Origin of the sequence: Sphingomonas sp. Y38-1Y, assembly GCF_032391395.1 — a bacterium.
In the GTDB taxonomy this organism is placed as follows: Bacteria; Pseudomonadota; Alphaproteobacteria; order Sphingomonadales; family Sphingomonadaceae; genus Sphingomonas.
In genome coordinates this window covers 3,188,663-3,202,152 of record NZ_CP135916.1, presented here as the reverse complement: position 1 = coordinate 3,202,152, position 13,490 = coordinate 3,188,663, and the positions used below count along the sequence as shown (strand labels likewise).

Annotated in this window: 13 protein-coding genes; 10 read left to right on the top strand and 3 right to left on the bottom strand. The window is 68.7% G+C overall.

What is annotated here, in order from left to right; all coding sequences use genetic code 11:
• The first annotated feature begins 55 nt into the window (after positions 1 to 55).
• Positions 56 to 802 (top strand): Crp/Fnr family transcriptional regulator, encoded by a 747-nt coding sequence (locus tag RS883_RS15210; RefSeq protein ID WP_315761027.1) that lies wholly within the window; start codon positions 56 to 58, stop codon positions 800 to 802.
• Positions 803 to 892: 90 nt separating this feature from the next.
• On the opposite strand, the gene rpmG is transcribed toward RS883_RS15210, so the two are convergent.
• Positions 893 to 1,060, bottom strand: a complete 168-nt coding sequence (gene rpmG / locus RS883_RS15205; protein ID WP_315761026.1) for a 50S ribosomal protein L33 — start codon at positions 1,058 to 1,060, stop codon at positions 893 to 895.
• Positions 1,061 to 1,210: 150 nt separating this feature from the next.
• Here rpmG and RS883_RS15200 point away from each other — a divergent pair, with 150 nt between their 5' ends.
• Positions 1,211 to 1,780: a hypothetical protein gene (locus RS883_RS15200; protein ID WP_315761025.1), complete on the top strand. Its 570-nt coding sequence runs from the start codon at positions 1,211 to 1,213 to the stop codon at positions 1,778 to 1,780.
• 98 nt (positions 1,781 to 1,878) lie between these two features.
• A complete protein-coding gene (locus RS883_RS15195; protein ID WP_315761024.1) occupies positions 1,879 to 2,379 on the top strand; it encodes a DNA starvation/stationary phase protection protein in 501 nt (166 codons plus the stop codon).
• On the opposite strand, the gene RS883_RS15190 is transcribed toward RS883_RS15195, so the two are convergent.
• Positions 2,376 to 3,569 (bottom strand): MFS transporter, encoded by a 1,194-nt coding sequence (locus RS883_RS15190; protein WP_315761023.1) that lies wholly within the window; start codon positions 3,567 to 3,569, stop codon positions 2,376 to 2,378. The genes RS883_RS15195 and RS883_RS15190 overlap by 4 nt on opposite strands.
• Positions 3,570 to 3,756: 187 nt before the next feature.
• On the opposite strand from RS883_RS15190, the gene RS883_RS15185 reads away from it, so the two are divergent.
• The 7 genes from RS883_RS15185 (at position 3,757) to RS883_RS15155 (ending at position 13,053) form a co-directional block, all read left to right on the top strand.
• On the top strand, positions 3,757 to 3,996 hold the full coding sequence (locus tag RS883_RS15185) for a hypothetical protein (RefSeq protein WP_315761022.1): 240 nt from the start codon (positions 3,757 to 3,759) through the stop codon (positions 3,994 to 3,996).
• 175 nt (positions 3,997 to 4,171) lie between these two features.
• Positions 4,172 to 7,195: a TonB-dependent receptor gene (locus RS883_RS15180; protein ID WP_315761021.1), complete on the top strand. Its 3,024-nt coding sequence runs from the start codon at positions 4,172 to 4,174 to the stop codon at positions 7,193 to 7,195.
• Between the two features lie 72 nt (positions 7,196 to 7,267).
• Positions 7,268 to 8,797 (top strand): tryptophan halogenase family protein, encoded by a 1,530-nt coding sequence (locus RS883_RS15175; RefSeq protein WP_409977420.1) that lies wholly within the window; start codon positions 7,268 to 7,270, stop codon positions 8,795 to 8,797.
• On the top strand, positions 8,797 to 9,501 hold the full coding sequence (locus RS883_RS15170) for a SapC family protein (RefSeq protein ID WP_315761019.1): 705 nt from the start codon (positions 8,797 to 8,799) through the stop codon (positions 9,499 to 9,501). Before RS883_RS15175 ends, RS883_RS15170 begins: the two co-directional genes overlap by 1 nt.
• Positions 9,494 to 10,510 (top strand): cupin-like domain-containing protein, encoded by a 1,017-nt coding sequence (locus tag RS883_RS15165; RefSeq protein WP_315761018.1) that lies wholly within the window; start codon positions 9,494 to 9,496, stop codon positions 10,508 to 10,510. The genes RS883_RS15170 and RS883_RS15165 overlap by 8 nt, the downstream gene beginning before the upstream one ends.
• A complete protein-coding gene (locus RS883_RS15160; protein ID WP_315761017.1) occupies positions 10,507 to 12,003 on the top strand; it encodes a tryptophan halogenase family protein in 1,497 nt (498 codons plus the stop codon). Before RS883_RS15165 ends, RS883_RS15160 begins: the two co-directional genes overlap by 4 nt.
• 3 nt (positions 12,004 to 12,006) lie before the next feature.
• Positions 12,007 to 13,053: a LacI family DNA-binding transcriptional regulator gene (locus tag RS883_RS15155; RefSeq protein WP_315761016.1), complete on the top strand. Its 1,047-nt coding sequence runs from the start codon at positions 12,007 to 12,009 to the stop codon at positions 13,051 to 13,053.
• Between the two features lie 126 nt (positions 13,054 to 13,179).
• Here RS883_RS15155 and RS883_RS15150 read toward each other — a convergent pair whose 3' ends face one another.
• Positions 13,180 to 13,440, bottom strand: a complete 261-nt coding sequence (locus tag RS883_RS15150; RefSeq protein WP_315761015.1) for a hypothetical protein — start codon at positions 13,438 to 13,440, stop codon at positions 13,180 to 13,182.
• Positions 13,441 to 13,490 lie beyond the last annotated feature (50 nt).

Sequence of the window (13,490 nt, the reverse complement as noted above, 5' to 3'; positions counted from 1 at the left end):
CGGAGCTATTTCGTTACCCATGCGTCATCATGTCAGCGCAGTCGAAGGATCGCCGGTGAACGTCCACTCTCTCGTCCTCACGAAGCTCAAGTTGCGATCGCAATTGTCGCAGGCGGCCTGCGTCGCGATCGAGACCGCACCGTTCGTGTTCCGGGACATTCCGGCCGGCGCGCAGATCGTCCGTGACGGCGGCCCGCCGGCCGCTCAGTGCAGCATCGTCCTCGACGGCGTGGCGATCCGCAGCAAGACGACGCGGTCGGGCGGACGACAGATCGCGGCGATCGAGATCCGCGGCGACTTCCTCGACCTGGCTCACCTGTTCCTCGACATCGCCGACCATGATGTCGAGGCGCTGACGCCGCTGCGCGTCGCCGCGATCGAGCGCGACATCCTGCGCGACCTCGCGTTGGAGCATCGCGACTTCGGCAGGGCGCTGTGGACGGAGGCGCTGGTCGAGGCCTCGATCGCGCGCGAATGGATGACCAATCTGGGCCGTCGGGACGCGCGGACGCGCGTCGCGCATGTGCTGTGCGAACTGGCGGTCCGGTCTCAGGCGGTGGGGCTGGCGGCGCCCGACACGCTGCTGCTGCCCTGGACGCAGGAGCAACTGGGCGACGTGACTGGCCTGACGCCCGTCCACGTCAACCGGATGCTTCGCAGCCTGGAGGATGACGGGCTGATCGCGCGGCGGGGACGACAGGTCCAGATCGTCGATCGGGCAGGGCTGCGCGCGGCGGGCGAGTTCGAGCCGCGCTATCTCCACCTGGTCGAGATCGCCCAGCCGGGTGCCGCCGCCGCCTGACGCGCGCATGCAAAAAGCGGGCGCGCCCGATGGGGGCGGCCCGCCATGCCGAAGCAACGCAACGGGCGGCGCGGCGCGCCGCCGCAGCGATTACTTGATCTTGGCTTCCTTGAACTCAACGTGCTTGCGCGCGACGGGATCGTACTTGCGGAAGCTCATCTTCTCGGTCTGGTTGCGCGGATTCTTCTTGGTGACATAGAAGAAACCGGTGTCGGCGGTGCTCACCAGCCGGATCTTGACAGTGGTCGGCTTGGCCATGGCCCAATTCCCGTAACAGCAAAAAAGCGAAAGGCGGCACGCGCACGCGCCGCCGTCAGGCCGCGGCGCATGCATGATTCCCGCGCGGGCGTCAAGCGTCGGTCGCCGACTTAACGGCTTTGCAAGTCGCGCCGGGGCAGGGGAACGGCGATGGACAGCCTGCTCACCGCCCTTGTCGCCGCGCTGCTTGCCGGTGCGGTCGACCGGCCCGCATGGCTGGCGGCGATCCTGGGCGAGCGCTTCGGCCCGCGCGCGGGCGTGCTCGCCGGCATCGTCCTGGCGCAGGCGGCGGTGATGGCGATCGCGGTGGCGGGGGCGCTGGCCGTGCGCGACCTGATGAATTCCAATGCGCGCAGCCTGCTGCTCGCCCTGTCGCTGATCTTTGCGGGCGCAGGCGCGCTGATGCCGGCCAAGCCGCCGCGCGACCGGCTTGAGGGCTGGACGATCGGAGCCTTCGCCACGTCGCTGGCGGGCACCTTCATCCTGGCCTTTGGCGAACGCGTGCAGTTCGTCGCGTTCGGCGCGGCGGCGGCGGGGTCGAGCCCGATCCTGGCCGGGATCGGCGCCGCCGCCGGCGCCGCGGTCGCCGGCGTTGCCGCAGCGATGCTGGGCGAGCGCGCATGGCGCCGCCTGCCGCTCAGGGCCATCGGTGCGGTCGGCGGCGCGCTGCTGCTGATCGCCGGCATCGTTACCGCGCTGGGCGCGCTACGGCTGATCTGATCGATCACCGCGATCGAGGATTGCGTCCAAGCGCCGGGGAGAAATCGCCGGGCAAGCTCGTTATGCAGCCGAACCGACCTTGCCCGAAGGAGCCCCTCATGGCCGACAATCCCGCCCCCGCGCTCAAGACGCCAACCGATCTCCAGTCGAACGATGCCAAGACCGTCGCCGATGCGCTGAACGGCATCCTGGCCGACAGCTATGCGCTGTATCTCAAGACCAAGAACTTCCACTGGCACGTCTCCGGTCCGCACTTCCGCGACTATCACCTAATGCTCGACGATCAGGCGGCACAGATCCTCGCCACCACCGACGCGATCGCCGAGCGCGTGCGCAAGACCGGCAACACGACGCTGCGCTCGATCGGCGACATCGCACGGCGCCAGTCGATCAAGGACAATGACGCCGACTTCGTCCCCGCCGCCGACATGCTGGCGGAGCTGCGCGAGGACAATCTCCAACTCGTCGCGCTGCTGCGCGAGGCCAAGGACATCGTCGACGAGGCCAAGGACAACGCGACCAGCGGCATCCTCGACGACTGGACCGACCAGGCCGAGGAGCGCGCCTGGTTCCTGTTCGAGGCCAGCCGCAAGGGTTAACTTCCCCGCACCGCCAGCATCGCCGCGCCGCCCGCCAGGGTGAGCGCGGCGAGCGCGATCAGCGCGGTGCCGAACCCCTCCGGCCCGATCAGCAGCCACGCGATCGGCGGGCCGATGATCGACGGCGCGGTGTTGGTGAGGTTGAGAAACCCCAGGTCGCGGCCGCGCCGCCGTGCGCTCGGCAGCAGCAGCATCGCGAAGCCAGCGTGGAGAGCGACGAACACCGCCGATCCGATCGCGAACACCGCATAGCCGATCGCACCCGCCAGCCAGTGATCGGCCGTCCCCATCGCCACCAGCCCCGCCGCCGCGACCGCCGCTGCGCCGAACAGGATCGTCCGCCGCCGCCCGGTGCGATCCGACAGTCGCCCGCACAGCAGCGCCGCCGGGATCGCCAGCAGGTTGACGATCGTCAGCAGCTGGCCCGTCCGCGCCGCCACGCTCTCCGCCGACTGGCCCGCCGCAACACCGCGCAGATAATAGAAGAGATAGAGCGCGACGACGTTGCCCGCGATCTGCACCAGCAGCCGCGCGAACCAGGCAATGGCAAGGTCGCGGGGTGGGGGCGGGGTGGACCGCACCGGCTCGCCCGCACGCGGCGCTGCCTTCAGGATCAGGAACGGCGCGGTCAGCAGGATCGCCGCCACCGGCACCACCATCAATCGCGTGGCCATGCCGAGGTCCGGCATCGCCACCAGCAGCGCCAGGAACGCCGAGGCGAGCGGCGCGCCGAACGCGAGCAGGCTGCTGGCGAAACCGATCTGCGCGTCGGGCACCTCGTCTGCCATGATCGCGAGGAGCGGCGCGAGCAGCAGGTTGACCGCGACCTGGACGAGCAGCACCGCAAGGAGGATCGCGACCGGCGTCGCGGCGAGCGCGATCATCGGATAGGCCAGGACGAGCGCCGCGAGTCCCGCCGCCACCCACCGCCGCCGTCCACCGCCGCGCTCGACCGATCGGTCGCTTGCCCAGCCGGCGGCGATGTTCGCCGCGCTCGCGACGATCGCGCCGGCGACCGCAACGAAGGTGGCCAGCCCGATCCGCGCGTCCCCCGCCACCGCCTCGATTCGCATCGGCAGCAGAAGCGTGAACAACGGCAGCCACGCCACGGTCCCGCCGGCGCTCGCCAGCGCATACAGGCCGAGGAACGCCGCGGATCGGTGTGCCGGAACGGGGGAGGGCGCTGCCATTGCCTCGCCTTACGGCTTCTCGGATCGAAACGGTATCGACTGCGTGGTCGGGTGCCTCTTGGAACGCGTCGTCTCTGGATGGCCTGCTGAAATCCTACGAGACGACCGTTTCCAAGACGAGGAAGCGAACGAGTTCATGAGCGGCGCGACTGACCGGCCATCCCTGCTGCTGACGATCACACCGGTGGTGATCGCAGCGATAGTGCCGGTCTGGCAAACGCAGTTGGAGCATGGCTGGCTCGAGCTCGCCTTCGGTGGCTGGGCGTGGCTCGTCTGGGTCGCGGTGGCGGTGTGGGTCGCGTGTACGGTGCTCGCGATCAGGCGCCACAACGCCTGGTGGTTGTTGGCGACCGCACCGTTCGCGCTCTACCCCGTGGCCGTGGCCGGCGTGATCCTGGCCGCCTGCGCCACCGGCAATTGCCTGTAGGAAGTTGCCGCTCGGCAACGCCGCCGGAGAACGTTCACAATTTTACCGCTAACATCCGTCCGCGGCGGCTAGCGCGCTTGACATCCACGATAATCCGGCTGAGTGAACGTTCTCAGAGACGTGCGCTTGGCACGCTGAAAAGGGGGAGGACGGGATGTTGAGCACGCATGCTCGCATGATTTCGCGTTTCGCGACTGGGGCTTCGTTGCTGGTGCTGGGCCTGGTGCCCGCGGTCGCCAATGCACAGGACGCCGCGGCCACGGTCGGCGCCCCCGGACCTTCCGAAATTCAGGACGCCGCGTCGCCCGAGCAGCCCGGAGACGACATCGTCGTGACCGGCATCCGCGCCAGCTTGCGCGAAGCGGTCGACATCAAGCGCAACGCGCAGGGCGTCGTCGACGCGATCTCGGCCGAGGATATCGGCAAGTTCCCCGACACCAACCTGGCCGAATCGCTTCAGCGCATCACGGGCGTGTCGATCGACCGCTCGAACGGCGAGGGTTCGACCGTCACCGTCCGCGGCTTCGGCCCCGAATATAACCTCGTCACGCTGAACGGTCGCCAGATGCCGACCTCGACGCTGGGCGACGGTGCCAGCGCGCCGAACTCACGCTCGTTCGACTTCGCCAATCTCGCGTCCGAAGGCATCGCCGCGGTCGAGGTCTACAAGACCGGCCGCGCCGCCGTCCCCTCTGGCGGCATCGGCTCGACGATCAACATCCGCACGCCGCGCCCGCTCGACCGCCCCGGCTTCCGCGGCTCGGTCGCGGCGCGAGGGGTGCTCGACACCTCGCGCAACGAGGGCAACCCGATCACGCCCGAAGTGTCGGGCATCGTTTCGAAGACCTTTGGCGACGACACGTTCGGCATCCTGTTGTCGGGCACCTACCAGCGCCGCAAGGCGAGCGTGAACTCCGCCAGCGTCGGCTTCCGCGACGGGTTCCTGGGGTCCGAGAACAACTGGGGCACGCTGCCGCAGCCGGGCACGCCGGGATCGGAGCGGATCACCAATCGCCCCGGCCCGACCGACGTCTATGAAGTGCCGCAAAGCGCCGCCTACGACCTGCTCGACATCGATCGCGAGCGCATCAACGGCCAGGTCGTGCTTCAGGCCAAGCCGACCGACACGCTGACCGCCACGGTCGACTTCACCTATTCGTCCAACCGGGTCGAGGTGCGCGACAGCAGCGTCGGCATCTGGTTCAACTTCGGCAACACGTCCAGCGAGTGGACCGACGGCCCCGTTGCCGGCCCGGTCTTCTATGCCGAGCAGTTCGATCCTGGAAAGGACCTGTCCTATTCGCAGTCGCTGACCGCCAACAAGTCGATCAACAAGTCGCTGGGCGGTAATCTCACCTGGGATGCGCCGGGCGGCGTCACCGTGTCTCTGGACGTCCACCACTCAACCGCCGAGTCGAAGCCGACCAACGAATACGGCACCAGCACCTCGATCGGCGGCGCGATCTTCGGCGTACGGTCGCAGCGCGTCGATTTCACCGGCAAGCTGCCGGTCATCAGCTACGACATGTATCCGGGGATCGACCCGCTCAACCCGGCGCTCATCACGCCGACGGGCAACGCGTTCCGCAACGCGTACTTCAAGGACACGATCGATCAGGTGCAGCTGAAGGGTCATTACGATCATGACGGCGGCTTCCTCGACAGCATCGACGCCGGCTTCTCGTTCGTCGACAACAATGTCCGCTCGGCCTACGGCTTCATCCAGAACGAGACCTGGGGCGGCGTCGATCCGCGCGGCCAGTCGTTCGGCGCCGCGGCGGTGCCCGACGACTTCTTCAACCGGGTGAGCCTGCCCGACAAGTTCAAGGGCTTCAGCGGCAGCGACGGCCTGCCGCCCGCCATCTACACGTTCAATTTCGAGCAGATGGCCGAGTTCCTGCGCGGGCAGTACAATATCTGCTCGAACCCGCAGACGGGGACGGTCCAGCCGGGAACCTGCCTGGCCAACTACACCGTCGACCGGCGCATCCGCGAGAAGACGATCTCGCCCTTCATCCAGGCGAATGCGAGCTTCGACGTGGCGGGCAATCCCGCGCACATCATCGCCGGCGTCCGCTACGATCAGACCAACGTCAATTCCTCGGCGCTGGTGCCGGTGCCGACCGGCACGCGCTGGACGGGCGCCAACGAGTTCGCGCTCACCTACGCGCCCGAATCCGCGTTCACGACGTTCCGTGGCAATTACGCCAACTGGCTGCCCGCGATCGACTTCGACATCGAGCCCGTGCGCAACGTCAAGCTGCGCGCGTCGTACAGCCACACCATCACCCGCGCCGACTATGCCAGCCTTCAGGGCGGTCTCGAGCTCGACTCGAACCCGCGCATCGGCGGCGGCACCGGGCGGCTCGGCAACCCCAACCTCGTCCCCTACAAGGCGAAGAACATCGACCTGTCGGCGGAGTGGTACTACACCCGCGAAAGCTACATCTCGGTCGGTTATTTCAACAAGGATGTCAGCAACTTCATCGGCAACACCCAGGTCGACCAGTCCGCATTCGGGCTGCGTAACCCGGGGTCGGGTCCGCGCTATCGCGCGGCGGTGGCGGCGCTCGGCACCACCGATGCGGTGCGCATCCGCGACTATATCCTGCGCACCTATCCCACCTCGTCGCAGGTCACCGGCACGACCGAGGCAGGCGGCCAGACCTATCTGACCGGCAACATCTTCGGCCTGCCCGAAGACGACCTGTTCAACTTCCAGATCACCCAGCCCTTCAACAGCGATCAGACCGCCAACATCAACGGCTGGGAATTCGCCATCCAGCACCGGTTCTGGGAAACGGGCTTCGGCGTCCTGCTCAACTACACGATCGTCAACGGCGACACGCAGTACGACAATGCGCTGGACCCCAACGAAGGCCAGTTCGCGCTGGTCGGCCTGAGCGACACCGCCAACGCCGTCGCCTATTATGATAAGAACGGCATCCAGGCCCGCGTCGCGTACAATTGGCGCGAGGGCTTCTATGCCGGCGGCGCGTTCGATCCGACCTATGTCGAGGATTACGGCCAGGTGGACGCCAGCGCGAGCTGGGAGTTCATCAGGGGGCTGACGGTGTTCGCGGAAGGGATCAACATCACGGGCTCCAATCGCCGCGGGCATCGCCGGTCGGAGAATTTCGTGACCTTCGCTCAGCCGGGATACGCCCGCTACATGGGTGGCCTGCGCTTCACCTTCTAAGAGGCCAAGGGGGGCGGGGTGGCGTTTGTCGCCGCCCCGCGGCACAGTCGCGGCGATGAGGAGCGGACGCCAGTGGCGGAACCGGTGAAGCGGATCGTGATCGTCGGCGGCGGCACCGCCGGCTGGCTGGCCGCGTGCCGGCTTGCCGCCGCGGCCACGCCGGCCGCGCTCGACGTCACGCTGATCGAGGCGCCCGACATCCCGACGATCGGGGTGGGCGAGGGTACCTGGCCGACGATGCGCCGCACTTTGTCGCGGATCGGCATCGCCGAGCCCGACTTCCTCGCCGCGTGCGATGGCGCGTTCAAGCAGGGATCGCGCTTCATCGGCTGGCGCAATGGCAGCGATGCCTATTACCACCCCTTCACCCCGCCGGTGGAGGGGGAGGCGAGGACGCTGGCCGCCGCCTGGGGCGGACAGGGCGCGTTTGCCGATGCCGTCTGCGCGCAGCCCGCGGTCTGCGATGCCGGCCTCGCGCCGCGCCAGTCGGCGATGCCCGACTATGCCGGCGCGCTCAACTACGCCTATCATCTCGATGCCGGCCGCTTCGCCGCGTTGCTGCGCAGCCATGCCACCGAGAAGCTGGGCGTGCGCCACATCGCCGACCGTGTCGAGCGCGTGGTGGGCGACGGCGATCGCATCGCCGCGGTCGAGACGCGCGAGCATGGCCGAATCGAAGGCGACCTGTTCATCGACTGCACCGGCCATGCCGCGCTGCTGATCGGCGGCCATTGCGGCGTGCCCTTTGTCGACCGGTCGAACATCCTCTTCAACGATCGCGCGCTCGCGGTGCAGGTGCCGGTCGCGCCCGGATCGCCGATCGCCGCACAGACCGACGCGACCGCGCACGAGGCCGGCTGGATCTGGGACGTCGGCCTGCCCGCGCGCCGCGGCGTCGGCTGCGTCTATGCCGCCGCCCATATGAGCGACGATCAGGCGGCGGCGGTGCTGACCGGCTATCTCGCGCGCACCGCGCCCGACTGCGATCCCGCAAGCCTCGCCTTTCGCCGGCTCAGCTTCCGCTCCGGCCATCGCGAGCGGTTCTGGGTCGGCAACTGCCTCGCCATCGGTCTGTCGGCGGGGTTCCTCGAGCCGCTCGAAGCCTCGGCGATCGTGCTGATCGAACTGTCGCTCGACGCGCTGATCGACGACTTTCCGGCAAGCGACGCGGCGATACCCGCGATCGCCCGCCGCTTCGACGCACGGTTTCGTGCGCGCTGGGACCGCATCGTCGAGTTCCTGAAGCTTCATTATGTGCTCAGCGAGCGCACCGAACCCTACTGGCAGGCGCATCGCGATCCCGCGAGCGTGCCCCCGCGGCTTGCCGAGTGGCTCGACCTCTGGCGCGATCGCCCGCCGATGCCTGCAGACTTCGACGCCGTGGACGAGCTGTTTCCCGCCGCCAGCCACCAATATGTCCTCTACGGCATGGGCGCGGCGCCGCCTGCATCGGGCGCGATGCGCCTGGCCGATGCCGATGAAGTCGCCGCGCGGATCGCGCAGCAGCGCCAGCGCGCGCGCACGCTCGTCGCCAGCCTTCCGACGCAGCGCGCCTATCTCGACGGCTTGCGCGCCGCACCGCCCCTCGCAAAAGCACGATGATGGCCAACCACACGATCCTCGATCCCGCCCACCACCGCGAGCTTCGCGTCGCCACCCAGCATGGCGCCGGGTGGGGCGATGCGATCATGAGCGCGGTGGTCGTTCCCGACGAGTTCCGGCGCGTCCAGAACGATTATCCGATCCTGTTCCGCCTAGACCTCGCCACCGACCGCTTCGACGCGCTGGCGCTGTTCGGGTTCGAGACCGGCGAGAACCTCTATCTGGCGGGCGATCGCTGGGATGCCGGCGCGCTGCCGCTCTCGATGGAGATCCGCCCCTTCCTGATCGGCCGCACGCCCGAGGGACAGGGGCAGGTCCATCTCGACGCCGACAGCGCGCGCATCGATCCGGCGGGCGTCCGCGTCTTCGACGATGCCGGCGCGCCGACGCCCTATCTGGAGGCCGCGATCGAGAAGCTGCGCGCGCTCGACAGCGGCCATGCACGCGCACCCGCCTTCTTTGCGGCGCTCCGCCGGCACGAGCTGCTCGAGCCGCTGACGCTCGACGTCACGCTACAAAGCGGCGCGCAGCACCGGTTGATCGGCTATCACGTCATCGACGAGGATCGGCTGCGCAGCCTCGACGCCGCGGTGCTGGGCGAGCTGCATGGCGAGGGGCATCTGATGCCGATCTTCATGGCGCTCGCCTCGCTCACCAACATGTCCGGGCTGATCGCGCGCAAGAACCGGCTTGTCGGTGGCTGACGCCGATCCCGGCATCTTCGCGGCACTGATCGCGGTGCGCGAGATCGCGGCCGGCGACCTCGACGCGGCGCTGCGCGAAGCGACGACGCCGTTCGTCGTCCGCGGCCTCGTCGCCGACTGGCCGCTCGTTCAGGCGGCGCAGCGTTCGGCGGCGGAAGCGCGCGGTTATCTCCTCGCCCAGGCCCGCCAGCGCGCCTTCCCGGTGTCGGTCGGCGGCGAGGGCGACGGGCGGCTGTTCTACGACGCCGCGATGGCGATGAACTTCCGCATGATGAACGCGGGTCTGGCCGAGATCTTCGCCCGGATCGAGGAAGGCGAGGCGAGCGGTGCCGGACCGGCGATCTATCTCGGTTCGATCGACGTTCACGACTATTTCGACGGGCTCCACGCCGCCAACCATGTCGACCTGGGCGACCGCCAGCCCACCGCGAGCATCTGGATCGGCACGCGCACGCGCATCGCCGCGCACAACGACCTGCCGCACAATCTGGCCTGCGTCGCGGCCGGCCGCCGGCGCTTCACGCTGTTCCCGCGCGAGCAGTTCGCCAACCTCTATCTGGGACCCGTCGACAACACGCCCGCCGGCCGCGCGATCAGCATGGTCGACTTCCACGCCCCCGACCTCGACCGCTTCCCGCGTTTTGCCGACGCGCTCGCGGCGGCGCAGGTGGCGGAACTGGCGGCGGGCGACGCGCTCTACATCCCCGCGCTGTGGTGGCATCATGTCGAGGCGCTGGAGGCGTTCAACATCCTCCTCAACTATTGGTGGCGCGACAGCCCGCGCTGGATGGGCGACCCGCAGGATGCGCTCAACCACGCGATGCTGGCGATCCGCGACCTGCCCGCCGACCAGCGCGCGCACTGGCGGGCGATGTACGACGCCTATGTCTTCGAGAGCGGCGATGCGGCGGCGCACATCCCCGAGGGATCGCGCGGCATCCTCGGCTCGATGACCGCCGAAGTCGCCGGAAGGCTGCGGGCATATCTCCTGCGGAGGCTGTCGCGATGAGTCCGCGCCGGATCGTCGTCGCGGGCGGCGGCACCGCAGGGTGGATGGCCGCCGCCGCGATCGCGCGCACCATGGGCCGCGCGGTGACGGTCACGCTCGTCGAATCGGAAGCGATCGGCACCGTCGGCGTGGGCGAATCGACGATCCCGCCGCTCGTCACCTACAACCGCCTGCTCGGCATCGACGAAGCCGAGTTCATGCGCGCGACGCAGGCGACGTTCAAGCTGGGCATCCTGTTCGACGGCTGGCGCGACGGGAGCGACCGCTATTTCCACTCCTTCGGCCTGACCGGCAAGGATCATTGGGCCGCCGGCTTCCAGCATTACTGGCTGAGCGGGCTCGAACGGGGCCAGGCGGCGCCCTACGACGATTATTGTCTCGAACTCGTCGCCGCGCTGAAGGGGCGGTTCGCGCATCTGCCCGACAATGCGCTCAACTATGCCTATCAGCTCGATTCCGGCCTCTATGCCCGCTTCCTGCGCAAGATGGCGGAGGGCGACGGCACGCGCCGGATCGAGGGCCGCATCGCTGAGGTCGAGCTGGACGGCGCGAGCGGCGAGATCGCCGCGCTCCGGCTTCAGGACGGCCAGCGGGTCGAGGGCGACCTGTTCCTCGACTGCACGGGCTTTCGCGCGCTGCTGATCGAGGGCGCGCTGCACGCGGGCTATGACGACTGGACGCATTGGCTGCCCTGCGACAGCGCGATCGCCATCCAGACCGAGAATGTCGGCTCGCCGGCGCCGTACACGCGCGCGATGGCGCATGATGCCGGCTGGCAATGGCGCATCCCGCTCCAGCATCGCACCGGCAACGGCATCGTCTGGTGCAGCCGTTACCTGAGCCGCGACCAGGCGCTCGATCGCCTGCTCGGCAATGTCGAGGGGCGGGTGCTGACCGAGCCCAATCACCTGTCCTTCGTGACCGGTGCGCGGCGGCGGCAGTGGATGCGCAACTGCATCGCGATCGGCCTGTCGGGCGGGTTCATGGAGCCGCTCGAATCGACGAGCATTCACCTCATCCAGCGAGCGATCCTGCGGCTGATCCGGATGCTGCCGCTCGGCCCCGTCAATCCCAGCGACGTGGCCGAGTTCAACGAGCAGCAGCTCACCGACATGGTGCAGATCCGCGACTTCCTGATCCTGCACTACAAGGCGACCGACCGCCGCGACGCGCCCTTCTGGCGCCAGTGCGCGGCAATGGACGTGCCAGACACGCTTGCGCAGAAGATCGCGCTGTTCCGCGAGACCGGCCGCGTGTTCCGCAAGAACGAGGAGCTGTTCGCCGAGAACAGCTGGGTGCAGGTGATGATGGGGCAGGGGATCATGCCGCGGTCCTGGCACCCGATCGCCGCCAAGCTGACCGACGACGAGCTCGCCCGCTTCCTGGCCTCGGTGCGCGATCGCGTGGCCCAGACGGTCGCGACGCTGCCCGCGCACGGCGCCTATGTAACGCGCTATTGCGGGGCCGCCGAGCCCGCCGACCGGGCCGCCTGACCGATGGCCAGGCGCCGGCTGGCGGTCACCATCAAGCATGTCGCGGCGGATGCGGGGGTCTCGCTCCAGACGGTCAGCCGCGTCATCAACAAGGAGGGAACCGTCCGGCCCGAAATGGTCGAGCGCGTCCAGGCCTCGATCGACAAATTGGGCTATGTCCCCTCGATCGCCGCGCAGCGGATGGGCGGCTCGCGCTCCTACCTGATCCTGGCGCTCAACGATCGCGAGCGGACGATCGCCGACTGGCGTGAGCGGCAGGGCACCGACTGGGTCGACCAGATGATGCTGGGCGGCATGGTGAAGGCGGCCGAGCATGGCTATCGCCTGCTGGTCGAGCTGGTCGACACGCACAGCGATCATATCGAGCGCGAGCTGTCGGCGGCGCTCGCGGCGCTGCGGCCCGACGGCGTGATCCTGACCCCGCCGCATTCGGAAAATCCGCTGATCCTCCAGCTCCTGGAGGCGCAGCATGTCAGCGTCGCGCGGATCGGATCACTGCGCGACGGCTACGGCTTTGCGCTGACGATGGACGACGAGCGCGCCGCGCGGCTCGCGACCGAGCATCTGGCGGGCCTAGGCCATGCGCGGATCGGCTTCATCGCCGGGCCGGAGGCTTATGAGCTGAGCGGCTGGCGGATCGAGGGCTGGCGCGCGGCGATGGCGGCGGCGGGGCTGGCGACCGACGACCTGATGGCGCGCGGCGACTTCGGCTATGAGGCGGGCCTCGCGGCGGCGCGGCTGCTGGTCGAACGCGGCGCGACCGCGATCATCGCCAGCAACGACCGCATGGCGCTGGCGACGCTGGAGGTCGCGCGGGAGCGGGGGCTGGCGGTGCCCGGCGACCTGTCGATCGTCAGCTTCGACGACACCCCGATCGTCCGCTTCACCCATCCGCCGCTGACCGCGATCGTCCAGCCGATCGCCGAGGTAGCCGCGCGCGCGACCGAACGGATCATCGCCGAACAGGCGGGCGGGGAGGCCGATCCGACGCCCGAGGTGGTACCCGCGAGCCTGACGGTACGCGCATCGACGGCGCCGCCGCGAGCTTGAAAAGAAATGCCCGGCGGTGATCCGCCGGGCAGGAGTTGCCTGGGAGCTCTAGGCACGCACCGCTTATAACACCCATTTATCTAATGGGAATAAAGAAGCGGTCGCGATGCCCGAAGCGCGGCTATGTCAGAGGGCGTTGGTGGTCGTGTTGTCGAGCGCACCCGCGCCGTTCGCCAGCGCCGGATCGTCGATCGGGCCCAGCGTGTTGAGGTCGCCGGTGTTGAGCGTCGTGTCGTTGCCGAACGTCGTCTCGTCCAGCGTTTCCGTGGTATTGAGGTCGTCGACCGTACCGACATTCTCGACCGTGCTGTTGCCCGACGGCGTGCCGCCGCAAGCCACCAGCGTCAGCGAGGACAGCGCGATGGCGGCGAAAACAGTCTTCTTCATGGCGTCTCCTTTGCGCTCACCGGGTCGGTGACCCCGTTCGCGAGCAGCGC